The following is a 25,794-nucleotide window of genomic DNA, read 5'->3' as shown; positions in this document are numbered from 1 at the left end:
CGGTGATCGAGAGGGGTTCGCGTCGGCGCGGCTCGGCGTTTCTCCTGGTCAAGCGGTGGAGAGTGGCGATCTCCGACGTCCGTGAGCCCCCGGGGGCAAGCGTTCCGGCGCCGGTCCGCGCAACGCCCGGGGGTCGGGAATTGGCACTCCGCTTGACCGAGTGCTAATCGCCGGAATAGTCTCGCACCTGGCACTCACCCCTGGTGAGTGCCAACACAGCGACAGGCAGATCCGGCACCCGCGACGACGGATCGACCTGGTCGCCACCTCAGACAGTTAACCCCGGATCTCCGAAGGGGGAGGTCGGATCGTGACGACCGCCAGCTCCAAGGTTGCCATCAAGCCGCTTGAGGACCGCATTGTGGTCCAGCCGCTCGACGCCGAGCAGACCACGGCCTCCGGCCTGGTCATCCCGGACACCGCGAAGGAGAAGCCCCAGGAGGGCGTCGTCCTCGCGGTGGGCCCGGGTCGCTTCGAGGACGGCCAGCGTCTCCCGCTGGACGTCACCGTCGGCGACATCGTGCTCTACAGCAAGTACGGCGGCACCGAAGTGAAGTACAGCGGCGAGGAGTACCTCGTCCTCTCGGCTCGCGACGTGCTCGCGATCGTCGAGAAGTAATTCTCTTCATCAGTACTGCTTTGAGCTGCGCCCCTGGTCACCCCGCTGATTGCCGGGCGGCGAGGGGCGCAGCTCGTTAAACCCGAGTTTTCGAGAGGGCTGAACCGCTCCCATGGCGAAGATCCTGAAGTTCGACGAGGACGCCCGTCGCGCCCTCGAGCGCGGCGTCAACAAGCTTGCCGACACGGTGAAGGTGACGATCGGCCCCAAGGGCCGCAACGTCGTCATCGACAAGAAGTTCGGCGCCCCCACCATCACCAACGACGGTGTCACCATCGCTCGCGAGGTCGAGCTGGACGACCCGTACGAGAACCTGGGCGCGCAGCTCGTGAAGGAGGTGGCGACCAAGACCAACGACATCGCGGGTGACGGCACCACCACCGCCACCGTGCTGGCCCAGGCGCTGGTCCGCGAGGGTCTGCGCAACGTCGCCGCGGGTGCTTCCCCGGCCGCCCTGAAGAAGGGCATCGACGCCGCGGTCAAGGCCGTGTCCGAGGAGCTCCTCGCGACCGCCCGCCCGATCGAGGACAAGTCCGACATCGCCGCCGTGGCCGCGCTCTCCGCGCAGGACCAGCAGGTCGGCGAGCTCATCGCCGAGGCGATGGACAAGGTCGGCAAGGACGGTGTCATCACCGTCGAGGAGTCCAACACCTTCGGCCTGGAGCTGGAGTTCACCGAGGGCATGGCCTTCGACAAGGGCTACCTCTCGCCGTACATGGTCTCGGACCAGGAGCGTATGGAGGCCGTCCTCGACGACCCGTACATCCTGATCAACCAGGGCAAGATCTCCTCGATCCAGGACCTCCTGCCGCTGCTGGAGAAGGTCATCCAGGCCGGCGCCTCGAAGCCGCTGCTGATCATCGCCGAGGACGTCGAGGGCGAGGCGCTCTCCACCCTCGTCGTCAACAAGATCCGCGGCACCTTCAACGCGGTGGCCGTCAAGGCCCCCGGCTTCGGTGACCGCCGCAAGGCGATGCTCCAGGACATGGCCACCCTCACCGGTGCCACCGTCATCGCCGAAGAGGTCGGCCTCAAGCTCGACCAGGCCGGTCTGGACGTACTGGGCTCCGCCCGCCGCGTGACCATCTCCAAGGACGACACCACCATCGTCGACGGTGGCGGCAGCCACGAAGAGGTCGTCGGCCGCGTCAACCAGATCAAGGCCGAGATCGAGTCGACCGACTCGGACTGGGACCGCGAGAAGCTGCAGGAGCGCCTGGCGAAGCTCGCCGGCGGCGTCTGCGTCATCAAGGTCGGCGCCGCCACCGAGGTGGAGCTCAAGGAGAAGAAGCACCGCCTCGAGGACGCCATCTCGGCGACCCGCGCCGCGGTCGAGGAGGGCATCGTCTCCGGCGGTGGCTCCGCGCTCGTCCACGCCGTGAAGGTCCTGGAGGGCAACCTCGGCCTGTCGGGCGACGAGGCCACCGGTGTCGCGGTCGTGCGCCGCGCCGCCGTCGAGCCGCTGCGCTGGATCGCCGAGAACGCCGGTCTCGAGGGTTACGTCATCACCGCGAAGGTCGCCGAGCTCGACAAGGGCCAGGGCTTCAACGCCGCCACCGGCGAGTACGGCGACCTGGTCAAGGCCGGCGTCATCGACCCGGTGAAGGTCACGCGTTCCGCGCTGGAGAACGCCGCTTCCATCGCCTCCCTGCTGCTCACGACCGAGACCCTGGTCGTCGAGAAGCCGGCGGACGACGAGGGCGACGCCGGTCACGGCCACGGCGGTCACGGCCACAGCCACTGATCGCACGCACCACGCCGAGAAGGCCCCGTCCGCATCCGCGGGACGGGGCCTTCCCCGTTGTGGGGGCGTCAGGTTCCGTACGGGGTGCCCGATCCGCCCATCTGCCGTTGCAGAGCGCCGGGGTTGTAGTGCCACCAGCCCTCGACGATCTCTCCGTCCAGGCAACGGAAGGTGGTGCTCCCGGACATCTCGTACGTCTTCCCGGTCGGTTGGACTCCCATGAACGGGCCCTTGTGGGTGCCGCGCCAGTTCCACACCGTCGTGACCATGTCGCCCTCGGCCACCCGGGCGATCGGCTCGAAAGTCATGTCGAAGGCCGCGCGCCACGTCTCCATGTCCGACCGCATGGCATCGCGTCCGATGACGGTGGACTCCGCCTTGCTGACGTCGTGGTCGATGTAGTTCGTCGCGAAGCACTCGTCGAGGACGCTCATGTTGCCGCCCATGGCCGCTTCCTGGAACACCCGGTCGGCGAGCTGCTTGTTGAGGTGCTCGTCGCGTACGACGTCGAGGTTCATGAACTTCGGCATTCCCTCACAGAGGGCCACCATCTCCTGGAACATGCGGTCCGTCTCGGGGAGATGGGAGTTCTTCATGGCCTCCTCGTACGAGGCGAACTCCACCATGTCCACGTAGTGGTTCCGGGCCTCGCGGTCCTGGCCGATCATCGTGTGCGTGGCGGTGCGCCTGCCGCTGCTCTGCTCCGCCCAGCGGTCGATGAGCGCGTTCATCTCGTCGAACCGCCTGGTTTCGTAATCGATCACTTGTACGAATGTCATCGCGTCGCCTCCCGCGCTGGATGGGACAGGTCCAGTTTAGGGAGATTTCACCCGATCAGCCGCTTGTGAGGGTCGCCGCCCGGGTAACTCGCGGGACTACTGGGGGCCGTACTTCCGGCCCGTACGCGAGGACACCCCGCCCAGCAGCCCGCGCGGCGTCAGCTTCACCAGGCCCATCAGCGCCTTGTACCGCGGGTCCGGGATCGACACCGTCTTCCCCCGCGCCAGATCGTCCAGGGCCGAGGCCACCAGCTTGTCGGCGTCCAGCCACATCCAGCCCGGGATGTTGTCCGTGCCCATCCCGGCCCGCTCGTGGAACTCCGTCCGGACGAAGCCGGGGCACAGCGCCATCAGCCGCACCCCGGACCCGCCCAGGTCCCGCGCCGCGCCCTGGGTGAACTGCACGACCCAGGCCTTGCTCGCCCCGTACGTACCGCGGGGTACGAAGGCGGCCACCGAGGCCACGTTGATCACGCCGCCGCGGCCGCGCGAGCGCATCGACGCGGTGGCCGCCGAGGTCAGCCGCAGGACCGCCTCGATGTGCACCTTCAGCATGGTCAGTTCGTCGGCCATGGAGACTTCCAGGTAGCGGCCCTTGTTGCCGAAGCCCGCGTTGTTGACCAGCAGGTCCACCGGGTGCGTGCGGTCGTCGAGGCGACGCTCGACCGCCGCGATGCCCCCCTCCGTGGAGAGGTCGGCGACCAGCACCTCCGCCTCGATGCCGTGCCGGTCGTGCAGCTCGGTGGCCTGCTCGCCGAGTCGCTTGGTGTCGCGTGCCACCAGCACGAGGTTGTGCCCCTGGGCGGCCAGCCGCCGGGCGAAGGCGGCGCCGATGCCCGCCGTGGATCCCGTAATCAACGCAGTCGTCATAGGCGCAACCTAGCTTCCCCGGCTGACGGCGTTACTTCGCCCCGGCCCCGGCCCCGTACTTCTCCACGTACAGGCGAACCCGCTCGTGGGCCTCCGGCTCCATCGCCCCGCCCGCGGCCAGGGTGAGCGGCAGCAGCGCCCGCTCGGTGGTGAAGGCGCGGAACCAGAGCTGCACCGTCACCTCGTGGTCCGGCCGGTGGATGATCTCGATCGGGTCGCCGGGGGAGACCGAACCCTCCTCGATCACCCGGAGATATGCACCCGGCCGGGCCTCCTGCGTGAACCGCTTGACCCAGCCGGCCTCGCCCAGGACGCCCTGGAAGGTCCGGCACGGGATGCGGGCCGAGGCCACTTCGAGGACGAGGTCGGCGCCGACCCGCCAGCGGTCGCCGAGCCGCGCGGTGTTCAGGTCGATGCCGGAGGTGGTGAAGTTCTCGCCGAAGATCCCGCCGGGCAGCTCCCGGCCCAGCGTGCGCTCCCACAGGTCGAGGTCCTCGCGGGCGTACGCGTAGACGGCCTGGTGGTCGCCGCCGTGATGGCGCCGGTCGCAGACGGTGTCACCCTCCAGGCCGCTGCCGAGGCCGGTGGCCTTCGGGCCCGGGGCGGCGACGCGGACCGGTCCGGGGACGGGGCGCTTGCCGATGCCCGTCACCCCGCCCTCGGCGTCGGAGTAGTCGACGGCCGTGGCGCGGCCGAGGTTCACGGAGATCAGATGCATGGAGCCCATGGGACCACACGCTAACCGAGTAGTCCCAAAGCGTCACCGGGGTATTCGCGCAGCAGTCAAAGCAGGGCTTATGCTCGACGGGTGATCGAGGCACGTCATCTCCGGGTTCTGCGCGCTGTCGCCGGGACCGGGTCCTTCTCCGCCGCCGCCCGCGAGCTCGGCTGCACCCAGCCCGCCGTCTCCCAGCAGATGAAGGCGCTGGAGCAGTCCGCCGGCACTCCGCTGCTCATCCGCACGGGCCGCGAGATGCGGCTGACCCAGGCCGGCGAGGCCCTGGTGCGTCATGCCGCGGGGATCCTGGCCGGGCTGACCGCGGCCGAGGAGGAGGTCGCGGCCATCGCCGGGCTGCGCGCGGGCCGGGTCCGCCTCGTGTCCTTCCCCAGCGGCAGCTCCACGCTGGTGCCGACCGCGCTCGCGGCGATGCGCGCCGAGCACCCCGGGACCCGTATCTCGCTGGTCGAGGCCGAGCCGCCGCGTTCGGTGGAGATGCTGCGCGAGGGCGACTGCGACCTGGCGCTGGCCTTCCGCTACGGCGGGGCCGCCCATTCCGCCGCGGAGTGGGACGACCTCGTGGTGCGGCCGCTGTTGACGGACCGGCTCGTCGGGCTGGTTCCGGAGGGGCACCGGCTGGCCGGCGCGGAGCGCGTGGGCATGGCGGAACTCGCGGACGAACCCTGGATCGCGGGCTGTCCGCGCTGCCGCCGCCATCTGGTGGAGGTGTGCGAGGGCGTGGGCTTCACCCCGCGCATCGACTTCGCCACCGACGACTACCCGGCGGTGGTCGGTCTGGTCGGCGCCGGGCTGGGCGTGGCGGTGCTGCCGGAGCTCGCGGTGGAGTCCGTACGGGCCAAGGGCGTGAGCACGGTGGCGGTGGAGCCGGCGGTCGAGCGGGAGGTCGTCGCGCTGACCCTGCCCGACCTGGCCCGGGTGCCGGCCGTGGCCGCGACCCTGGCGGAGCTGGAGCGGGCGGCCGCGCGCTGACCCGTGTACGCCCCCGGCGGCGGCCGGGGGCGCACACATCGGACGGCCCGGTTGGGCCGAACGCGTGAAACGCGGGCCGGGCGGCGACACGCCCGGTGGTGCCGGTGATTCGAGGAAACGTTCCTTCTGACGTTTCGTCGTTCGCTCAGTTCGGCGCGATCGGTCCGATCGAACTCGACGCGGGGATCAGGCGGTGCCGCGCGCGGCCCATCAGTTCCTCGCGCTCGTCCTCGGTGAGGCCGCCCCACACCCCGTAGGGCTCTCGGACGGCGAGTGCGTGCGCGGCGCATTCCGAACGGACCGGGCAGCGCATGCAGACCTCTTTAGCCGAGGCCTCGCGCGCGCTCCTGGCCGCGCCCCGCTCGCCTTCCGGATGGAAGAAGAGGGAGCTGTCGACCCCGCGGCAGGCAGCGAGGAGCTGCCAGTCCCAGAGGTCGGCGTTCGGTCCGGGGAGGCGGGAGAAATCTGCCATTGGTAGTCCTCTTGGTGCCGGTACTGAGGCGGATACGGTCCATGTCTCCACACCTACTGTCGGAGTAGATGTAAATATGACTCATTGGGAATCTAGCCTCAGACACGTGCCAAACGGAAGGAAAGCCGCCAAATAGGGCATAGCTCCAGATGGAGGACAGGCGGCTCGCGCCTCCAACGCCGTGATCGCTTCCTCACGTAGAGTGCTGAAGGTGTCCGTCCGACCCGTAACTCTTTCGAGTGACCATCGTTGAGAGTGCGAAGGCGGTTGAACCAACAAGTTCTCGGACAGGTGTCCGGGAGCATCGACCGCACAGGTGACGATACGTACCAGCCTGGAGGCTCAAGGTGACGCGCATCAGCAGCTGCGGAGGGCGGTCATGACATCCGTCCTCGTCTGCGACGACTCCCCGCTTGCCCGAGAGGCGCTCCGTCGCGCGGTTGCCACCGTGCCCGGCGTCGAGCGTGTGACGACGGCTGCCAACGGCGAGGAAGTCCTCCGCCGCTGGGGCGCCGACCGCTCCGACCTGATTCTGATGGATGTACGGATGCCCGGGCTGGGCGGTGTGGAGACGGTCCGTCGGCTCCTCTCGGCCGACCCCGGCGCCCGCATCATCATGCTGACGGTCGCCGAGGATCTGGACGGCGTGGCCCTCGCGGTCGCCGCCGGCGCCCGTGGCTACCTGCACAAGGACGCCTCGCGCGCCGAACTGCGGGCCACGGTCACCCAGGCCCTCGCCGACCCGACCTGGCGACTGGCCCCGCGCCGGCTCCGCTCGGCCGAGATGGGCGCAGCGCCCACGCTCACCGCGCGCGAGATCCAGGTCCTGGAGGGCATGAGCCACGGCCGGTCCAACGCGGAGATCGGGCGCGAGCTCTTCCTCTCCGAGGACACGGTCAAGACGCACGCCCGCCGGCTGTTCAAGAAGCTCGGTGCCTCGGACCGGGCGCACGCCGTGGCGCTCGGATTCCGCTGGGGTCTGGTCCGCTGACCCCTCGGTCGTGGCCGGGCCCCGCCCGGTCCGCCGCAGGCCGTGGATCGTCGTGAGCGGTCCCGTCCGCCACCCGCGGACGGGGCGGCGCGCCGCCCTCGTGGTCTCCTGCTTCCGGGGGCAGCCCCGTCCCCGCCGTACCCGGTGCGCACCCGGGGGTTGGCGGGGCACAATCCGGGGGACGTCTCGCTTCGTGCGCGATGCCGCATCCTTGAGGGTGTGGAGTCTCTCGGGGACTATTCGGCCGAGCGGGAGGGGAGGGCGCAGACGATGGGTTCGGGCGCGCCTGCTCATAACGCTTCGATGCACAACAAGGGCCACGGTGCCGCGGATGCTCCGGCGCCAAGGCACCATGGATTGATGCGCGACGACGAGGCCCTGGGGTCACCCGCGGCCACAGGCCCGACCGGCGCCGCCAAAGGCGGCAGTGCCGGGGGTGTCAGCGCGCTCGTACGCCGGGCGGTGGAAGGTGACGAGCAGGCCACGCACGACCTGCTCGCCTTCGTGCACCCCCTTGCGATCCGCTACTGCCGCACCCGGCTCTCGCGGTTGCCCGGTGACGCTCGTCACTTCGTCGAGGATCTGGCGCAGGAGGTCTGCGTCGCCGTCCTGATGGCGCTGCCGCGCTACCGGGACACCGGGCGGCCCTTCGAGGCCTTCGTCTTCGCGATCGCCGCGCACAAGGTCGCCGACCTGCAGCGGGCCGCCATGCGGCACCCGGGCAGCACGGCCGTGCCCTCCGACGAGATGCCGGAGCGGCCCGACGACTCGCTGGGCCCCGAGGAGCGTGCGCTGCTCAGCAGCGACGCCGCCTGGGCCAAGAAGCTGCTGGCCAATCTTCCGGAGAACCAGCGCGAGCTCCTCGTGCTGCGGGTCGCCGTCGGGCTGACCGCGGAGGAGACCGGGCAGATGCTCGGTATGTCCCCCGGGGCCGTCCGTGTGGCCCAGCACCGGGCGCTCAGCCGCCTGCGGGCGCTCGCCGAGCAGTAGGGCGGCCGTACGGACCCCGGGGTCCGTACGGTCTCCGTGGGGTCCCGGCCGGGGCCCTGCGCGCGGGCTCCCGTCCGCGGGTGCCGGTCGTAGGAAACGACGAAACTTCTGCTTGACCTTGGTCGTGGAATGAGACGCGTCGGGATCCCGTTAGCATGGACATCCGCGCTGAGCAAGACCATTTGGGAAGGTGTCATGACCGCCGACGGAGTGCCCGACAAATTCGCCACGCTCGGACTGACCTACGACGACGTGCTGCTGCTGCCGGGCGCGTCGGACATGTCGCCTGATGCGATCGACACCTCTTCCCTGATCTCGCGGAACGTCCGAGTGAACGTTCCGCTGCTGTCCGCCGCCATGGACAAGGTCACCGAGGCCCGCATGGCCATCGCCATGGCCCGCCAGGGCGGCGTCGGCGTGCTGCACCGCAATCTCTCCATCGCCGACCAGGCCAACCAGGTCGACCTGGTCAAGCGCTCCGAGTCCGGCATGGTCACCGACCCGATCACGGTGCACCCGGACGCGACGCTGGGCGAGGCCGACCAGCTCTGCGCGAAGTTCCGTATCTCCGGCGTCCCGGTCACCGACGCCGCCGGCAAGCTGCTGGGCATCGTCACCAACCGTGACATGGCCTTCGAGTCGGACCGCAGCCGCCAGGTGCGCGAGGTCATGACCCCGATGCCGCTGGTCACCGGCAAGGTCGGCATCTCCGGCGTGGACGCCATGGAGCTGCTGCGCCGCCACAAGATCGAGAAGCTTCCGCTGGTCGACGAGGCGGGCATCCTCAAGGGCCTCATCACGGTCAAGGACTTCGTCAAGGCCGAGAAGTACCCGAACGCCGCCAAGGACAAGGGCGGCCGACTCCTCGTCGGCGCCGCCGTCGGCGTCGCCGGTGACGCGTACGAGCGCGCCCAGGCCCTGATCGAGGCGGGCGCCGACTTCATCGTCGTCGACACCGCCCACGGCCACTCCCGCCTGGTCGGCGACATGGTCGCCAAGATCAAGTCGAACTCGACCGTCGACGTCATCGGCGGCAACGTCGCCACGCGCGACGGCGCCCAGGCGCTCATCGACGCCGGCTGCGACGGCATCAAGGTCGGCGTCGGCCCCGGCTCCATCTGCACCACCCGCGTCGTCGCCGGCATCGGCGTCCCGCAGGTCACCGCGATCTACGAGGCCGCGCTCGCCGCCAAGGCGGCCGGTGTCCCGGTCATCGGCGACGGTGGCCTCCAGTACTCGGGCGACATCGCGAAGGCCCTGGTCGCGGGCGCCGACACGGTGATGCTCGGCTCGCTGCTCGCGGGCTGCGAGGAGTCCCCGGGCGAGCTGCTCTTCATCAACGGCAAGCAGTTCAAGTCCTACCGCGGCATGGGTTCGCTGGGCGCGATGCAGTCCCGTGGCGACCAGCGCTCCTTCTCCAAGGACCGCTACTTCCAGGAGGGCGTGGGCGGCGACGACAAGCTCATCCCCGAGGGCATCGAGGGCCAGGTCCCCTACCGCGGCCCGCTCTCCGCGGTCGTGCACCAGCTCGTCGGCGGCCTGCGCCAGTCGATGTTCTACGTCGGCGGCCGCACCGTCCCCGAGCTGCAGGACCGCGGCCGCTTCGTCCGGATCACCTCGGCGGGCCTCAAGGAGAGCCACCCGCACGACATCCAGATGACGGTCGAGGCGCCGAACTACTCCCGCAAGGGCTGAGCGGGCGCGAGCGAGCGCTGACAAGGGGCGGGGCCGGGAAGACCGGGCCCCGCCCCTTTCGCGGTTGCCGGGGGCCCCGCCCCCGGACTCCCGCGCCCCGAACACCGGCGGTGCCGGCTTCCGGCGTCCGTACAGCGGTCATGGGAACGCGGCTCTCCGGCGTTCGGGGATACTGGACGGGCAGACCCAGAGGAAAGGCCACCACACGTGACTGAGATCGAGATCGGGCGCGGCAAGCGCGGCCGCAGGGCGTACGCGTTCGACGACATCGCCATCGTCCCGAGCCGGCGTACCCGGGACCCGAAGGAGGTCTCGATCGCCTGGCAGATCGACGCGTACCGCTTCGAGCTCCCCTTCCTGGCCGCCCCCATGGACTCGGTCGTCTCCCCGCAGACCGCGATCCGCATCGGCGAGCTCGGCGGCCTCGGCGTGCTGAACCTCGAAGGCCTGTGGACCCGGTACGAGGACCCGCAGCCGCTGCTCGACGAGATCACGGAGCTGGACGAGGAGTCCGCGACCCGCCGTCTCCAGGAGATCTACTCCGCGCCGATCCAGGCGGACCTGATCCGCCGGCGCATCAAGGAGGTGCGCGACTCGGGCGTCGTCACCGCCGCCGCGCTCTCCCCGCAGCGCACCGCCGAGTTCTCCAAGGCCGTCGTCGACGCGGGCGTGGACATCTTCGTGATCCGCGGCACCACCGTCTCGGCCGAGCACGTGTCGGGCGCCGCCGAGCCGCTGAACCTCAAGCAGTTCATCTACGAGCTCGACGTCCCGGTCATCGTCGGCGGCTGCGCCACCTACACGGCGGCCCTGCACCTGATGCGCACCGGCGCGGCCGGTGTCCTCGTCGGCTTCGGCGGCGGCGCCGCGCACACCACGCGCAACGTGCTCGGCATCCAGGTCCCGATGGCCACCGCCGTCGCGGACGTGGCCGCGGCCCGCCGCGACTACATGGACGAGTCCGGCGGCCGCTACGTGCACGTCATCGCCGACGGCGGCGTGGGCTGGTCGGGCGACATCCCGAAGGCCGTCGCCTGCGGCGCGGACGCCGTGATGATGGGCTCCCCGCTGGCCCGTGCCACCGACGCGCCCGGCAGGGGCAACCACTGGGGCATGGAGGCCGTCCACGAGGACGTGCCGCGCGGCAAGAAGGTCGACCTGGGCACCGTGGGCACCACCGAGGAGATCCTCACCGGTCCCTCGCACACCCCGGACGGCTCGATGAACATCTTCGGCGCGCTGCGCCGCTCGATGGCCACCACCGGCTACAGCGAGCTCAAGGAGTTCCAGCGGGTCGAGGTCACGATCGCGGACTCGCAGCACAGCCGCTGATCGCTTCGCCGGTACGACCGGTACGCACGAAGGGCCCGGCACCCCGAACGGGGGTGCCGGGCCCTTCGGCGTCCGGGGCGGGCCGGCTCAGGCAGAGCCCTTGCGGGCCGTCTGGAAAGCGGCGTACGCGCCGATCGCGAAGAACAGGACCCAGATCGGCTGGAAGTTGTCCAGGTAGGTCTGGTGGGTCACGGCGAGCTCGCTGGTGAGGAGCTCGGGCACCGAGATCGGCCAGTCCTTGGATATGGCGATCGCGACGTCCAGGACGTAGCCGACGTACACGCCGACGAGCGTCAGTACGGCGCTCAGGACCGGGAGGATCGGATTGCGGCCGCCGAGCCGGGTGGCGACGAGGGCGACGAGGATCCCGACACCGGCCGCCAGGTAGCCGATCTGGAACTCGATCGCACTCATGATGCCGCCGTAGGCGGCACCCGCGGCCAGGGCCGTGACGAAGGCCCCGGCGATCGCCAGGCCGATGTTGCCGGTGCGGGCCGGAGCCGGGGCGGGGGCCGCGGTGAAGGAGTCGGGCGCGGGCGGCGTGAAGTTCTGGCTCATGGAAAATCCCCCCGGGGATGTGCACGCACAACTGTCCAGGGAGACGTATGTGCGGGATGAGTGACGCCGCAGGCCAGCAGCCGTGCCGGACATCCGTAGGGGGATTTCCCCGGGCTCAGAGCCGGTGGGCCGCGCCCGCCGGGCTGGCGCCGCGGGTGTCCAGGAGCAGCTGGGCCTTCACGGCGAGTCCTTGCAGGTCGTAGGTGCGGTGGTGCTGGAGCAGGATGGTCAGGTCCGCGTTCGCGGCGGCCTCGTAGAGCGATTCGGCACGGGGGACCGGCTGGTCCCTGACCCGCCACCCCGTGATGTACGGGTCGTGGTAACTGATCAGCGCGCCCAGGTCGAGGAGACGGCTGGCGATCTCGCGGGCCGGGGAGCCCTCCTGGTCGGCCAGGTCGGGCTTGTAGGTGACGCCGAGGAGCAGGACGCGGGCCCCGCGGGCGGATTTGCCGTGCTCGTTCAGCAGGGTGGCCGAGCGCTGGATGACGTACTGCGGCATCCGGTTGTTGATCTCCTGCGCCAGCCCGACCATGCGCAGCGGGTGGCCGGGGGTGCGTGTGGTGTGGGGGAGGTAGTTCGGGTCGAGGGGGACGCCGTGGCCGCCGACCCCGGGGCCGGGGCGGAAGGCCTGGAATCCGTACGGCTTGGTCTCGGCGCAGCGGATGACGTCCCACAGGTCGACGCCGAGGTCGTGGCAGAGCACCGCCATCTCGTTCATGAGGGCGATGTTGACGTGGCGGTAGTTCGTTTCGAGCAGCTGCACGGTCTCGGCCTCGCGCAGGCCGCGGGCGCGGACCACTTTCTCGGTGAGGCGTGCGTAGAAGGCGTGCGCGGACTCCGTGCAGGCGGGGGTGAGGCCGCCGATCACCTTGGGGGTGTTGGAGATGCCGTGCGTGCGGTTGCCCGGGTCGTGGCGGCTGGGGGAGTAGGCCAGGTGGAAGTCCCGGCCGGCCCGCAGCCCGGAGCCGGTTTCGAGGATGGGGCGGAGGTAGTCCTCGGTGACGCCCGGGTGGGCGGCCGATTCGAGGATCACGGTGGTGTGGGGGCGCAGCCGGGCGGCGAGCGCGCGGCCGGCCTCGCCGACGGCGGAGAGGTCCAGTGCGCGGTCGGCGCCGAGCTGGGTGGGGGCGCAGATGACGGCTGTGCGGACCCGGCCGAGCTCGGCGGGGTTGGTGGTGATCCGGAAGCCGGCCGCCGACATGCGGCGGATCTCGGCGGCGGTGAGGGTGGAGTCCGTGACCGGACCGCTGTCGTAGCCGACCGTCTCGATTCCGGCGGCGACGGCCGCCTGGGCGAGTGGGAGGCCGAGATGGCCGAGTCCGATGACGGCGAGATCTGCGGGCATGGGGGTGCCGTCCCTTCCCTGACATGAGGGGGCTGCGGCGCAAGTCCTCCGGGGGCACAGGGGAAGCTGGCGCAATGTCAGACTAGGCGTATATATGACAGATATGTCGCATTCCGGGCTGAACGCCACCGTTGTGTTGTCCACAGGCGGTGGCTGATGTGGGTGCGGGCGGTCAGAATCGGGGAACGGGGGCATGTGAGCGGGATCTCATCCGCACCAACGGGAGGCAGCCGTGAGGACAGCGACACTGGGGCCGACGCAGCGGGCCGAGGCTCTCAGCCGGATGGCCGAGCGGGAACTGGACGTGCTGGTGGTGGGCGCGGGCGTGGTGGGCGCCGGCACCGCGCTGGACGCCGTGACGCGCGGGCTGTCGACCGGCCTGGTGGAGGCCCGGGACTGGGCCTCGGGCACCTCCAGCCGCTCCAGCAAGCTGATCCACGGCGGCCTGCGGTACCTGGAGATGCTCGACTTCGCCCTCGTACGTGAGGCCCTGAAGGAGCGCGGCCTGCTGCTGGAGCGCCTCGCCCCGCACCTGGTGAAGCCGGTGCCCTTCCTGTACCCGCTCCAGCACAAGGGCTGGGAGCGGCTGTACGCCGGCTCGGGCGTCGCGCTGTACGACGCGATGTCGGTCTCCAGCGGACACGGGCGCGGCCTGCCCGTGCACCGGCACCTGTCGCGGGCGCGCGCACTACGGGTGGCGCCGGCGCTGCGCAAGGACGCGTTGGTGGGAGCCCTGCAGTACTACGACGCCCAGATGGATGACGCCCGGTACGTCACCACGCTGGTGCGGACGGCCGCGGCGTACGGGGCGCACTGCGCCAATCGGGCGAGGGTCGTCGGCTTCCTGCGTGAGGGCGAACGGGTGGTCGGCGCGCGGGTGCGTGATGTGGAGGCCGGTGGCGAGTACGAGATCCGCGCGAAGCAGGTCGTGAACGCGACCGGGGTGTGGACGGACGACACCCAGGCACTGATCGGGGAGCGCGGCCAGTTCCACGTACGGGCCTCCAAGGGCATCCATCTGGTCGTACCGAAGGACCGGATCCATTCGAGCACCGGGCTGATCCTGCGGACCGAGAAGTCGGTGCTGTTCGTCATCCCGTGGGGCCGGCACTGGATCGTGGGGACCACGGACACCGACTGGGACCTGGACAAGGCGCACCCGGCGGCGTCGAGCGCGGACATCGACTACCTCCTGGAGCACGTCAACTCGGTGCTGGCGGTGCCGCTCACGCGCGACGACGTCCAGGGCGTGTACGCGGGCCTGCGGCCGCTGCTGGCCGGGGAGTCGGACGCGACGAGCAAGCTGTCGCGCGAGCACACGGTGGCGCACCCGGTGCCGGGGCTGGTGGTGGTTGCCGGGGGCAAGTACACGACGTACCGGGTCATGGCGAAGGACGCGGTGGACGAGGCCGTGCACGGGCTGGACCAGCGGGTGGCGGACTGCGTGACGGAGGACGTCCCGCTGGTGGGGGCGGAGGGATACCGGGCGCTGTGGAACGGCCGGGCCCGGATCGCGGCCCGGACGGGCCTTCACGTGGTGCGGGTGGAACACCTGTTGAACCGCTTCGGGTCGCTGACGGAGGAACTGCTGGACCTGATGGCCGCCGACCCGGGGCTGCGGGAGCCGCTGTCCGGGGCGGACGACTACCTCAGGGCGGAAATCGTGTACGCGGCCTCGCACGAGGGGGCGCGGCACCTGGACGACGTACTGACGCGGCGGACGCGGATCTCGATCGAGACCTTCGACCGGGGGACGCTGTCGGCGCGGGAATGCGCGGAGTTGATGGCCCCGGTTCTGGGGTGGGACAAGCAGCAGATCGAGAAGGAAGTGGAGCACTACGAGAAGCGGGTCCAGGCGGAGCGGGAATCGCAGCGCCAGCCCGACGACCAGACGGCGGACGCGGCACGGCTGGGGGCGCCCGACATCGTTCCGTTGTAACTCCGGGATGCGGAGGGGGGAACCGCAGACCCGGGGCGCCCGTCCGTTGCGGAGTGAGGAACAATGAGGGTTCTGCCGGGGCGGGTTATTGCGGGCCCCGGCCGCCGGGTCGCTCAGCCGCTGGGGCAGGCGGAGCAGCGGCACGATCGCAGAGGGGACGCATGTCGAAGCCGGAGCACACCGAGTCGCTTGCCGGGTCGCCTGCCGGGTCGCCTGCGGCGAAGCCCAGCAGTGAGAAGTCTGGGGCTGGCGCCGCGGCTTCGGCTGCCGGATCGCCTGCGGCGAAGCCCGCGGCTGCCGAGCCGGCTGACGCTGCGCCCGCGGCTGCGGCTGCGGCTGCGGCTGCGAAGCCTGGGCCGAGCAAGGCCGTGGAGTCGCCTGCGGCGAAGCCCGGCAGTGAGAAGAATGCGGCTGACGCCGCGGTTTCGGATGCGCCTGCGGCGGAGCCGGCGGATGGTGAGCCGGTGGCTGATGCTGCGCCCGCGGCGAAGCCTGCCGCTGCGAAGCCCGGGTTGAGCAAGGCCGCCGGGTCGCCTGCGGCGGAGTCGGCGGATGGCGAGCCGGTGGCTGACGCTGCGCCTGCCGCCGCGAAGCCGGGCAGTGAGGAGCCTGCGGCCGACGCCGTTTCAGGGTCGCCGGCGGAAGCCGAGCCGGTGGCTGCGAAGCCCGGGTCGGGCAAGGCGGCCGGGTCGCCGGTGGCGGAGGCCGCCGATGCCAAGCCGGCCGTTAAGCCCAAGGGCGGCGGGAATCCCGTCGTCGAGAAGGCCGATGCCATGGCCGCCGCCGTCAAGGCCGCCGCCGCGAAGGCCGCCGGGGACGGGCAGGACAAGGGGCGGTTGCTGGCCGGGCGGTACCGGCTCGGCACCGTGCTCGGCAAGGGCGGGATGGGTACCGTCTGGCGGGCCCAGGACGAGACCTTGGGCCGGACCGTCGCCGTCAAGGAACTCCGCTTCAGCAGCGGGGTCGACGAGGACGAGAAGCGACGCCTCATCACCCGTACCCTCCGCGAGGCCAAGGCCATTGCCCGGATCCGCAGCGGCGGCGCCGTCACCGTCTACGACGTCGTCGACGAGGACGCCCGGCCGTGGATCGTCATGGAGCTCATCGAGGGCCTCTCGCTCGCCGAGTTCATACGCGAGAACGGTCCGCTCACCCCGCACCGCGCCGCCGAGGTCGGCCTCGCGGTGCTCGACGTGCTGCGCGCCGCGCACGGCCAGGGCATCCTGCACCGCGACGTGAAGCCGTCCAACGTGCTCATCTCCGGCAACGGCCGGGTCGTCCTCACCGACTTCGGCATCGCACAGGTCGAGGGCGACCCCTCCGTCACCTCCACCGGCATGCTCGTCGGCGCCCCGTCCTACATCTCCCCCGAGCGTGCCCGCGGCCACAAGCCCGGCCCGCCCGCCGACATGTGGTCGCTCGGCGGACTGCTGTACGCCTCCGTCGAGGGGGTGCCCCCGTACGACAAGGGGTCCGCGCTCGCCACCCTCACCGCCGTGATGACCGAGCCGGTGGAGCCGCCGAAGAACGCGGGCCCGCTGGCCGAGGTCATCTACGGCCTCCTCGCCAAGGACCCGGCGCACCGGCTCGACGACACCCGCGCCCGGGCGATGCTGGGCGCCGTCCTCGCGGCGCCCGAGCCCGAGCCCGCCCCCGTAGTGGCCGCGGCGGCCGAGGAGACCCGGCAGATTTCGCTCGCGGACGCCCAGGAGGCCGCGGAGAAGGCCGCCGCCGAGAAGGCGGAGAAGGCCGCCGAGAAGGCGGCGAAGAAGGAACGCGAGCGCCGCGACCGCGAGCAGCGCGAGCGTGCCCGCGCCGCGCTGAAGGCGGCCCGCAAGGCGGCGACGGCCGCGGCCGCCACCACGGCCGCCTCCGCCGCGGAGCCGCCGAAGTCCAAGCCGTCCCCCGTCAAGGCTCCGCTCACGGACGTCATGCAGCGCCGCACCATCGTGCTCGCGGCGGCGGCCGTGGTCGTGGTGCTGGCCGTCGTCGGCTCGCTCATCGCCTACGCCTTCAGCGGCGACGACAAGGACACCAAGGACGAGAGCAAGGGCGGCGGCAAGCCCACTCCGGCGGCTTCCGCCCCGAAGGACCCGGGCGGCGGCGGGACCGGGGACACTTCCCCGAAGCCCTCGGGGAACACCGGTGACCCGGGTGGCAACGCCAACGGCAGCGCGGGCGCGGGTACGGGTGCCGGCACCGGTGGGCAGCAGTCCCCGGCCGCGAGCCAGGGGCAGGGTCAGGGCCAGGGCGCCACGTCGGGCGGCGCGGGCGGCGTGCTCCCGGCGGGATTCGCACAGGTGCAGGACTTCGGGTTCCACTTCTCGATGGCGATGCCCGAGGGCTTCAAGCAGACGGGCACGGCGGGCGAGAACTCCGGCGGCATATACAGCCGTGACGGCGGATTCCCGCGGATCCAGGTCGACTACACCAACAAGCCGGGCGAGGACGCGCGCCTCGCCTGGGCCAAGGCGGCCCCCGCAGTGGCGGGCAGCAGCACGAGTTACCGGCAGATCCGCATCGACGCGGTGGACTACCGGGGCTACCCGACCGTCGCGGACTGGGAGTTCGAGCGGGAGCAGAAGGGGATCAAGGTGCGCGTGCTCAACCGCGGCTTCAAGCTGGACGCGACGCACGGCTACGCCATCATGATCAGCTGCGCCGCCGACCAGTGGGACGGCGCCGAGTGCACCCAGATGCGCAACGTCGCCTTCGAGACCTTCCAGCCGCTCGGCTGACCTCGGGACGCGGGCGGCCCCGGCGACGTATCGTGTCGGAGGGGCCATGGGGACCCGCCGCACTCGGGGGAGGCGATGTGGAGGAGTACGCGGGCCGGATCCTGGCCGGCCGCTACCGCCTGCCCCTGCCGCCGTCCGACGAGTACGAACTGATCGAGACGCGCGCCTTTGACACGCGCAGCGGGCAGGAAGTCCTGGTACGGCAGGTGCCGTTGCCGGAGGTCGTGGACGCGGAACTGCTGGACGGGCACCGTGCCGTGCCGGCCGCACGCCGGTCGCCCGCCGATCTGCCGGCCGTCCGCCGCGCCATCGAGGCCGCGCAGGCGGCGGCTTCGATCCCGGACCATCCCCGGCTGGACCAGGTCTTCGACGTGTTCGCCGAGGGCGAGTCGCTGTGGATAGTGAGCGAACTGGTCCCGGCCAGGCCGCTGGCCGCGCTGATAGCCGATGAACCGCTGAGTCCCTACCGGGCGGCCGAGGTGGCGTCGGACGTGCTCACCGCGCTGCGGGTGCTGCACGCGCACGGCTGGACGCACCGGAACATCACCGTCCGGACGGTGTTGGTGTGCGAGGACGGGCGGGTCGTGCTGACCGGCCTGGCGGCCGGGGCGGCGGAGGAGGCCCTGTGCGGGTACGACCCCGTGCCGAGCACCGAGGACACCGGCGGCGCGACGGGATGGGGTGCCGCCCCGGCTCCCGCTCCGCTTCCGGCCCCGCTTCCGGCCCCGCTTCCCGGTCCCGCAACCGGTTCGGTTCCGCTCCCGGCACCGACGCCGACGCCGGTTCCCGTTCCCGCTCCGATCGTGATCCCGGACCCGGACCCGGCTCCCGCTGCCGGTCCGGTGGAGCTCCGTACGGAGCCCCCCGCCGCCTACGCGCCGCTCGTGGCCCCCGGGTACGACACCGGGCCGCGCTACAACGACCACATCACCCCCGGCCGGCCGCAGGAGCGCCCCGACCTCCAGGCCGCCGCACGGGCCGGGGCCATCGCCGCCTACCGGGCCGGGGCGCGGGCCGCCGCCGCCCGGGTCGTCGAGGAGCGCAGGGCCGGGGCCGGGACCGAGATCGAGGCCGGTTCGCCGCCGGAGCGTCGGCCCGAGGGGTCGACCCTCCCGCACGGATACTCGTACCCCTACGGCGGCCCGGAGACCGGCGCCGCCGCCCCCTGGCACGGAGCCACCCCCCGCCGGGCGGAACTCCCCGCAGCGGCCCTGGAACCGGAACAGCAGCAGCCCCTTCCGGAACCCTTACCGCAACCAGAAGCAGCACCGGAACCAGCACCGGAACCAGCACCGGAGCCCCGGCCCGGGCCGGCGCCCGAGCCACGGCCCGAGCGCCCCGCCCTGCCCGCCCGACTCGCCCTGCCCCAGGGCTACCGGCAGGCCGAGTCCCCCGCCCCACCCGCGCCCGACCAGCCGCAGCCGAGCGGCTGGACCGGGCCGCGCACCGGCCTGGACGCCGAGCGGGCGCGGCAGACCCGGATGGCTGTCGTCGGGGCGGTCACCGAGCGGTGGTCCCCCGAGCAGGCCGGTCCCGTGCACGGGCACTGGCAGCTCGCGGCGCCCGTCGGGCCCGCCACCGACCTGTGGGCGCTCGGCGCGCTGCTCTACCGCGCGGTGCAGGGGCACGCCCCGTACCCGGAGGACAGCGCCGCCGAGCTGGTCGAGATGGTCTGTGCGGAGCCGCCGGCCTTCGCGGAGGAGTGCGGGGCGCTGCGCCCGATCGTCGAGTCGCTGCTGCGCCAGGACCCCACGGAGCGGCCCGACTTCGAGGAGCTGCGCGGCTGGCTGCGCTCGCTCGTGCGATCCGCGCCCGAGCCGGACGCCGGGTTCGGGGTGCTCCCGATGCCGGAGCCGGATCCGGCGCGGCTGCCTGTCGTACGCCGCCGCGGTGAGGTCCACGGGCGGCACCGGAACCCCACCGCCCCCCGCAAGCCGCGCGCCCTCGGCCGGACCCTGCTCGTCGGGATCCTGGTCCTCCTCGCCGGCGGGGTGGCGTACGCGCTGCTGTTCATGCCGCGGGCCGCGGATCCGGAGGCGGCGGGCGACACCCGGGGCGGCACCGGCCAGGCTCCGGCGAAGCCGAGCCCCTCCCAGGTGCCTTCCGGCACGCCCGAGTCCAAGCCCGCGCCGCAGACGACGGGGCCCGCCGAATCACCGGCCGCCCCGGCCCCGGCCCCGGCCGGTTACACCACCCAGCAGGATCCGGAGCACTTCGAGATCGCCGTGCCCGAGGGCTGGGAGCGTCGCGGAATCAATGAGTCCGGTCAGGTGCGGTACACCGACGGGCAGTTCGTGCTGACGGTCGTCCCCGGCCGTGACAAGGTCCAGGGCAATCCGGATCCGGCGGCGTACCAGAAGGACAAGGAGCCGGAGCTGACCCCGTACCGGACGTCCACCTGGTCCACCGTCGGGGACGTGAAGACCACGAAGGTGGGCCAGCAACTGCGCGCCACGGGCCGGTACACATGGATCGACGGGACCGGTCGCAACGTGTTCGCGCGCAACTTCGTGGTCGCACTGGGCGGGAGCTATCACGTCGTTCTGGTCACGGGTCCGGAGGACGAGCAGTCCAAGGTCACCGAGGTCTTCGAAAAGGCCACGGCGAGTTACAAGGCGGGCGGTTGAGCGGATACTGACGACTGATCAGTACGGCGATTGCGTCACAGTGCCGTCTTTCGGCGCCCGGGCGGTTCCGGCAGCCCCTCCGGGCTCCGTAATCTGGCCTGAAGTGCAGAGAGCGGCGGGATTTCGTGGAACAGCAGACAGGTGGGGGCGACGTGCTTGCGGGCCGATACCGGCTCGTCGAGCCGATCGGCCGGGGCGGCATGGGCAAGGTGTGGCGTGCGCATGACGAGCTGCTCCACAGGACCGTCGCCGTCAAGGAACTGACGGCGGGTCTGTACGTCGCCCAGGCCGACCGGGACGTCATGCACGCCCGGACCCAGAAGGAGGCCCGGGCCGCGGCCCGGATCCAGCACCCGGCGGTCGTCACCGTCCACGACGTGCTGGAGCACGACGACCGGCCGTGGATCGTCATGGAGTACATCGACGGCCCCTCCCTGGCGGAGGCGGCCAAGGCGGCGGGTCGGATCGAGCCCCGCGAGGCGGCCCGGATCGGGCTGCACGTGCTGGGCGCGCTGCGCGCCGCGCACGCGGTCGGCGTACTGCACCGGGACGTGAAGCCGGGCAACGTGCTGCTCGCCAAGGACGGCCGCGTTCTGCTCACGGACTTCGGCATCGCCGCGATCGAGGGCGACTCGTCCATCACGCGGACGGGTGAGATCGTCGGCTCCATCGACTACCTGGCACCGGAACGCGTCACCGGCGGGTCCCCCGACCCGTCCTCGGACCTGTGGTCCCTGGGCGCCACCCTCTACACGGCGGTCGAGGCCCGTTCGCCCTTCCGCCGCACGTCGCCCATCTCCAGCCTGCAGGCCGTGGTCAACGACGAGCCGCCGGCGCTGCGCCAGGCCGGGGCGCTCGGGCCGGTCATCACGGCCCTGCTGCGCAAGGACCCGGCGGAGCGCCCCTCGGCGGCGGAGGCCGAGCGGATGCTGCTGGAGGCGATGGAGGGCCGGGAGCCGAAGGCGGCCCAGGCGTACGTGCCCACGCGCGCGGTGACTTCGCAGGAACTCGCCCCGGCGCAGGAGCCGTTCCCGGAGGCGGCGCCGCAGGCGGACGTCTCGGCGACGGCCGCGCTGCCGGAGCCCCCCGCGCCCCCGGTCACCTCGGCCACGGCGGTCACCGCGGCCGCCCCGGCCCGTGGTTGGCGGGGGCGGGCCGTGGTCGTGGCCCTGGTGGCGGCGCTGCTCGGCGGTGGCGGTGTGTTCGGGGTGCTCAAGTACACCGGGGACACGGGGAAGGACGGCGGCGCGGACAAGGCGGCGAGTTCGGCGGGCGGCCAGTCGGGCGGCCAGTCGGGCGACGACCCGAAGTCCCAGGCCGAGGCCGCTCCGCCGGCGGGCTGGAACAAGGTCACCGACCCCACCGGCTTCACCCTCTTCGTCCCGGACGGCTGGACGCGCCAGATGGACGGCAATCAGATCGACTACACCCCGGACAACGGGAAGCACTTCATCCGGATCGCTGCCGACTCCACCCCGGACTACGACAACCCGTACATGCACCTGCTCGACCTGGAGAAGCAGGTGCAGAAGCGGACGGACTACAAGAGGCAGAAGCTGAACCAGAACACCTTCCGGGACAGCACCCGCGCCGCGATCTGGGACTTCACCTGGATGGAGAAGGGCACGCAGGCCGGACCGCGCCGGGCCAAGGAGCAGATGTACGTCGCCCCGGACGGCACCGAGTACGCGATCTACATGTCGGGTCCCGTCGCCGGCTGGAGCACGACCAGCCAGCAGTTCGACATCGTGCTCAGCGGCTGGGAGCCGCCCGCCGGGAAGCCCTGATCGGCCCCGATCCCGTCATCCTGCCAGCGATCACTGGCGGAAATGGCAAAATCCGGTTACCGGCGGGTACCCAAAGGCTGTCCGGCGCAATACGCTCACCGGCATGACGGACTCGCAGGCCACCGCCGCCCCCCTCCGGACCGCACCGCAGCCCACCAACCCGGTCGCCCCGGCGCCGGCCGGTGCCCGCACCGCCGCCGATGTGGTGACCCCCGACCTGGTCGCCCGGCTGACCCGCGGAGTGATCGGATCCGGCCGCACCGCCAACCACACCCCCTTCACCGGGGACCGGCTGGCGGAGCTTCCCGAGGCCACCCCCGAGGACGTGGCCGAGGCCTTCGAGCGGGCCCGCGCCGCCCAGCCCGCCTGGGCGGCGGTCCCCGTACGCAAGCGGGCCGCGGTCCTGCTGCGCTTCCACGACCTGGTCCTCGCCCGGCAGGCCGAGGTCCTCGACCTGATCCAGCTGGAGACCGGCAAGGCCCGCCTGCACGCCCACGAGGAGGTCCAGGCGGTCGCCGTCTCGGCCCGCCACTACGGGCGCAAGGCCCCCGGGTACCTGCGCCCCAAGGGCCACACCGGCGCCATGCCCACCCTTACCAAGGTCACCGAGCTGCGCCAGCCGCGCGGGGTCGTCGGCCAGATCGCCCCCTGGAACTACCCCCTCGAACTGTCGGTCGGCGACGCCCTGCCCGCCTTCGTCTGCGGCAACGCGCTCGTCATGAAGCCCGACACCGAGACCGCCCTGACCGCCCTGTGGGCCCGCGACCTGCTGATCGAGGCCGGCCTGCCCGCCGAGGTCTTCCAGATAGTCCTCGGCGAGGGCCCCGTCGTCGGCCCCGAGGTGGTCCGGCACGCGGACTACGTCTCCTTCACCGGCTCCACCCGGACCGGCCGCGAGGTCGCCCGGGGCGCGGCCGACCGCCTCGTCGGGGTCTCCCTCGAACTCGGCGGCAAGAACGCCATGCTCGTGCTGCACGACGCCGACATCGAGAAGGCCGCCGCGGGCGCCGTCCGCGCCTGTTTCTCCTCCGCCGGGCAGCTGTGCATCTCCATCGAGCGGCTCTACGTCCACGCCTCGATCGCCGACGCCTTCGTCGAGCGGTTCGCCGCCCGTACGAAGGCCATGCGGCTCGGCGCCTCCCTCGCGTACGGGGCGGACATGGGCTCGCTGGTGGGCACGCGCCAGCTGGAGACCGTACAGCGGCACGTGGACGAAGCCGTCGCCAAGGGCGCCACCCTCGTGGCGGGCGGCACCGCCCGCCCCGACATCGGACCCCTCTTCTACGAGCCCACCATCCTCGACGGCGTCGAGGCGCCCATGGCGGTGTGCGGCGAGGAGACCTTCGGCCCGGTCGTCTCGATCTACCGCTTCACCGACGAGGACCGGGCGATCGACGAGGCCAACGCCACCGCCTACGGCCTGAACTCCAGCGTCTGGACCAAGGACTCCCGCCGCGGCCACGCCGTCGCCGCCCGCCTGCGGACCGGCACCGTCAACATCAACGAGGGCTACGCCCCCGCCTACGGCAGCGCCCAGGCGCCCATGGGCGGCATGAAGGACTCCGGCCTCGGCCGCCGCCACGGCTCCGAGGGCATCCTCAAGTACACCGAGGCCCAGACCGTCGCCCACCAGCGACTGCTCCCGATGGCGCCCTCGCTGGGCATGGACGACGAGAAGTACGCGGCGTTCATGACCCGCAGCCTCCAGGTCATGAAGGCCCTGCGACTCCGTTGATCATCCGATTCCGTTAAGGGGCAGCACCGTGTCTGAGCCGTACGACTACGACGTCATCGTCATCGGATCGGGCTTCGGCGGGTCGGTCTCGGCGCTGCGACTGACCGAGAAGGGCTACCGGGTCGGCGTCCTGGAGGCCGGCCGCCGGTTCACCCGCGAGAGCCTGCCGAAGAACAGCTGGGACCTGCGCAACTACCTGTGGGCCCCGGCCCTCGGGCTGTACGGGATCCAGCGGATCCACCTGCTCGGCAACGTGATGGTGCTCGCGGGCGCCGGAGTGGGCGGCGGCTCGCTCAACTACGCCAACACCCTCTACGTGCCGCCCACCGCCTTCTTCGAGGACCGGCAGTGGGCGTCCATCACCGACTGGCGGGGCGAGCTCGCCCCCTACTACGAGCAGGCCAAGCGGATGCTCGGGGTGCGCCTCAACCCGACCATGACCCCCTCCGACGTCCACCTGAAGGCGGCCGCCGAGAAGATGGGCGTCGCGGACTCCTTCCACATGGCCCCGGTCGGCGTCTTCTTCGGGGACGGCGACGACGCCACCGGTCAGCCGAAGGTGCGGCCCGGCGAGGAGGTCCCCGACCCGTACTTCGGCGGCGCCGGTCCCGCCCGCAGGGCCTGCACCGAATGCGGCGAGTGCATGACGGGCTGCCGGCACGGCGCCAAGAACACCCTGAACGAGAACTACCTGCACCTCGCCGAGCGCGCCGGCGCCGTCATCCACCCGATGACCACCGTCACCGCGCTCTCCGACCACCCCGAGGGCGGCTACCGCGTCCGCACCGTCCCCACCGACGGCCGCCGCCGGGGCCGCGCCAAGGTACTGCGCGCCCGGTACGTCGTCGTCGCGGCGGGCACCTACGGCACGCAGACCCTGCTGCACACGATGAAGGACCGCGGCGAGCTCCCGCGCCTCTCGCAGCGGCTCGGGGAGCTGACCCGGACCAACTCCGAAGGTCTGGTCGGCGCGCAGACCGACGACCGCCGCTACCGCAAGCGCCACGGCGCGGGCCCCGGCAAGGAGCAACGCGCCGACTTCACCCGGGGCGTGGCCATCACCTCCTCGGTGCACCCCAACGCCGACACCCACATCGAGCCCGTGCGCTACGGCCGGGGCTCCAACGCCATGGGGTTCATGACCGTCCTCCAGGTCCCCCACAGCAAGCACCGGGTCCGTGCCTGGCTGGGCCGGACCGTGCGGCACCCGCTGCAGCTGGCGCGGTCGCTGTCCAACCGGCGCTGGTCGGAGCGGACCATCATCGGCCTGGTCATGCAGTCGCTGGACAACTCGCTGACCACGTACCGCAAGCCCGGCGGGATCGGGAAGGGCCTGCTCACCGCCCGCCAGGGGCACGGCGCCCCGAACCCGGTCCAGATCGCGGAGGCCACGCAGGCCGCGACCCTGCTGGCCGAGGAGATCAACGGCTTCCCGGGCAGCAACATAGGCGAGCTGATGGGGACCCCGCTGACCGCGCACTTCCTGGGCGGCTGCCCGATCGGCGCCTCGCCCGAGGAGGGCGTGGTGGACCCGTACCACCGGCTCTACGGGCACCCGGGCATCTCGGTGGTGGACGGTTCGGCCGTGTCCGCGAACCTCGGGGTGAACCCGTCGCTGACGATCACGGCGCAGGCGGAACGGGCGATGTCGTACTGGCCGAACAAGGGCGAGCGCGACCCGAGGCCCGAGCAGGGGACGGCGTACGTGCGCCTGGAGGCGGTGGAACCGGTCCGTCCGGCAGTCCCCAAGGAGGCCTTCGGTGCGCTGCGGCTGCCGTTCCTCGCGGTCCCGGAGATTCCGCCGCGTCAATCCTGAGCTATCCGGAACCGGCTGTGTGACAGCGGTGGGTACCGCGCTCCCCCTC

At 71.8% G+C, this 25,794-nt stretch carries 19 protein-coding genes; 13 read left to right on the top strand and 6 right to left on the bottom strand.

The window, feature by feature from the left end; genetic code table 11:
• Positions 1–310 precede the first annotated feature (310 nt).
• On the top strand, positions 311–619 hold the full coding sequence (gene groES, locus OG373_RS16645; protein ID WP_030011064.1) for a co-chaperone GroES: 309 nt from the start codon (positions 311–313) through the stop codon (positions 617–619).
• A gap of 112 nt (positions 620–731) precedes the next feature.
• On the top strand, positions 732–2,363 hold the full coding sequence (gene groL, locus OG373_RS16640; RefSeq protein WP_405439078.1) for a chaperonin GroEL: 1,632 nt from the start codon (positions 732–734) through the stop codon (positions 2,361–2,363).
• A gap of 68 nt (positions 2,364–2,431) precedes the next feature.
• Here groL and OG373_RS16635 read toward each other — a convergent pair whose 3' ends face one another.
• The 3 genes from OG373_RS16635 to OG373_RS16625 form a co-directional block, all read right to left on the bottom strand.
• On the bottom strand, positions 2,432–3,127 hold the full coding sequence (locus tag OG373_RS16635) for an ester cyclase (RefSeq protein WP_405439077.1): 696 nt from the start codon (positions 3,125–3,127) through the stop codon (positions 2,432–2,434).
• Between the two features lie 111 nt (positions 3,128–3,238).
• A complete protein-coding gene (locus OG373_RS16630; protein WP_397733125.1) occupies positions 3,239–4,012 on the bottom strand; it encodes an SDR family NAD(P)-dependent oxidoreductase in 774 nt (257 codons plus the stop codon).
• Between the two features lie 31 nt (positions 4,013–4,043).
• Positions 4,044–4,730 carry an MOSC domain-containing protein gene (locus tag OG373_RS16625; RefSeq protein ID WP_405444086.1) on the bottom strand — a complete coding sequence of 229 codons (687 nt, stop codon included), beginning with the start codon at positions 4,728–4,730 and terminating at the stop codon, positions 4,044–4,046.
• 90 nt (positions 4,731–4,820) lie between these two features.
• Here OG373_RS16625 and OG373_RS16620 point away from each other — a divergent pair, with 90 nt between their 5' ends.
• Positions 4,821–5,720 (top strand): LysR family transcriptional regulator, encoded by a 900-nt coding sequence (locus OG373_RS16620; protein WP_030767402.1) that lies wholly within the window; start codon positions 4,821–4,823, stop codon positions 5,718–5,720.
• Positions 5,721–5,865: 145 nt separating this feature from the next.
• Here the strand turns inward: OG373_RS16620 and OG373_RS16615 are convergent, their stop codons facing one another.
• Positions 5,866–6,192 (bottom strand): WhiB family transcriptional regulator, encoded by a 327-nt coding sequence (locus OG373_RS16615; protein ID WP_397733123.1) that lies wholly within the window; start codon positions 6,190–6,192, stop codon positions 5,866–5,868.
• Positions 6,193–6,571: 379 nt separating this feature from the next.
• Here OG373_RS16615 and OG373_RS16610 point away from each other — a divergent pair, with 379 nt between their 5' ends.
• The 4 genes from OG373_RS16610 (at position 6,572) to OG373_RS16595 (ending at position 11,200) form a co-directional block, all read left to right on the top strand.
• Positions 6,572–7,183 carry a response regulator transcription factor gene (locus tag OG373_RS16610; protein ID WP_003948568.1) on the top strand — a complete coding sequence of 204 codons (612 nt, stop codon included), beginning with the start codon at positions 6,572–6,574 and terminating at the stop codon, positions 7,181–7,183.
• Positions 7,184–7,543: 360 nt separating this feature from the next.
• The gene (locus tag OG373_RS16605; RefSeq protein ID WP_030389108.1) at positions 7,544–8,173 is read left to right on the top strand and encodes a sigma-70 family RNA polymerase sigma factor; all 630 of its coding nucleotides are present in this window, start codon (positions 7,544–7,546) and stop codon (positions 8,171–8,173) included.
• 195 nt (positions 8,174–8,368) lie between these two features.
• Positions 8,369–9,868: an IMP dehydrogenase gene (guaB, locus tag OG373_RS16600; protein WP_397733121.1), complete on the top strand. Its 1,500-nt coding sequence runs from the start codon at positions 8,369–8,371 to the stop codon at positions 9,866–9,868.
• A gap of 207 nt (positions 9,869–10,075) precedes the next feature.
• Entirely contained in the window at positions 10,076–11,200 is a 1,125-nt protein-coding gene (locus OG373_RS16595) for a GuaB3 family IMP dehydrogenase-related protein (protein WP_397733119.1), read from the top strand.
• Between the two features lie 87 nt (positions 11,201–11,287).
• Here the strand turns inward: OG373_RS16595 and OG373_RS16590 are convergent, their stop codons facing one another.
• Positions 11,288–11,758 (bottom strand): hypothetical protein, encoded by a 471-nt coding sequence (locus tag OG373_RS16590; protein ID WP_405439076.1) that lies wholly within the window; start codon positions 11,756–11,758, stop codon positions 11,288–11,290.
• Positions 11,759–11,873: 115 nt separating this feature from the next.
• Positions 11,874–13,103 carry a nucleotide sugar dehydrogenase gene (locus tag OG373_RS16585; RefSeq protein ID WP_405439075.1) on the bottom strand — a complete coding sequence of 410 codons (1,230 nt, stop codon included), beginning with the start codon at positions 13,101–13,103 and terminating at the stop codon, positions 11,874–11,876.
• A gap of 232 nt (positions 13,104–13,335) precedes the next feature.
• Between OG373_RS16585 and OG373_RS16580 the strand changes: the two genes are divergently transcribed.
• From OG373_RS16580 to OG373_RS16555, 6 genes are all read left to right on the top strand, one after another.
• On the top strand, positions 13,336–15,042 hold the full coding sequence (locus OG373_RS16580) for a glycerol-3-phosphate dehydrogenase/oxidase (RefSeq protein WP_405439074.1): 1,707 nt from the start codon (positions 13,336–13,338) through the stop codon (positions 15,040–15,042).
• Positions 15,043–15,203: 161 nt separating this feature from the next.
• A complete protein-coding gene (locus tag OG373_RS16575; RefSeq protein ID WP_405439073.1) occupies positions 15,204–17,780 on the top strand; it encodes a protein kinase domain-containing protein in 2,577 nt (858 codons plus the stop codon).
• 77 nt (positions 17,781–17,857) lie between these two features.
• On the top strand, positions 17,858–20,407 hold the full coding sequence (locus OG373_RS16570; protein ID WP_405439072.1) for a protein kinase: 2,550 nt from the start codon (positions 17,858–17,860) through the stop codon (positions 20,405–20,407).
• Positions 20,408–20,532: 125 nt separating this feature from the next.
• Positions 20,533–22,194: a serine/threonine-protein kinase gene (locus tag OG373_RS16565; protein WP_405439071.1), complete on the top strand. Its 1,662-nt coding sequence runs from the start codon at positions 20,533–20,535 to the stop codon at positions 22,192–22,194.
• Between the two features lie 103 nt (positions 22,195–22,297).
• Positions 22,298–23,929: a succinic semialdehyde dehydrogenase gene (locus OG373_RS16560; protein ID WP_405439070.1), complete on the top strand. Its 1,632-nt coding sequence runs from the start codon at positions 22,298–22,300 to the stop codon at positions 23,927–23,929.
• 28 nt (positions 23,930–23,957) lie between these two features.
• A complete protein-coding gene (locus OG373_RS16555) occupies positions 23,958–25,745 on the top strand; it encodes a GMC oxidoreductase (RefSeq protein WP_405439069.1) in 1,788 nt (595 codons plus the stop codon).
• The last annotated feature ends 49 nt before the right edge of the window (positions 25,746–25,794 follow it).

Origin of the sequence: Streptomyces avidinii, assembly GCF_045161815.1 — a bacterium.
GTDB lineage: Bacteria > Actinomycetota > Actinomycetes > Streptomycetales > Streptomycetaceae > Streptomyces > Streptomyces avidinii.
Note: the sequence above shows the minus strand (reverse complement) of the source record. Positions and strands in the feature narration are given on the sequence as shown.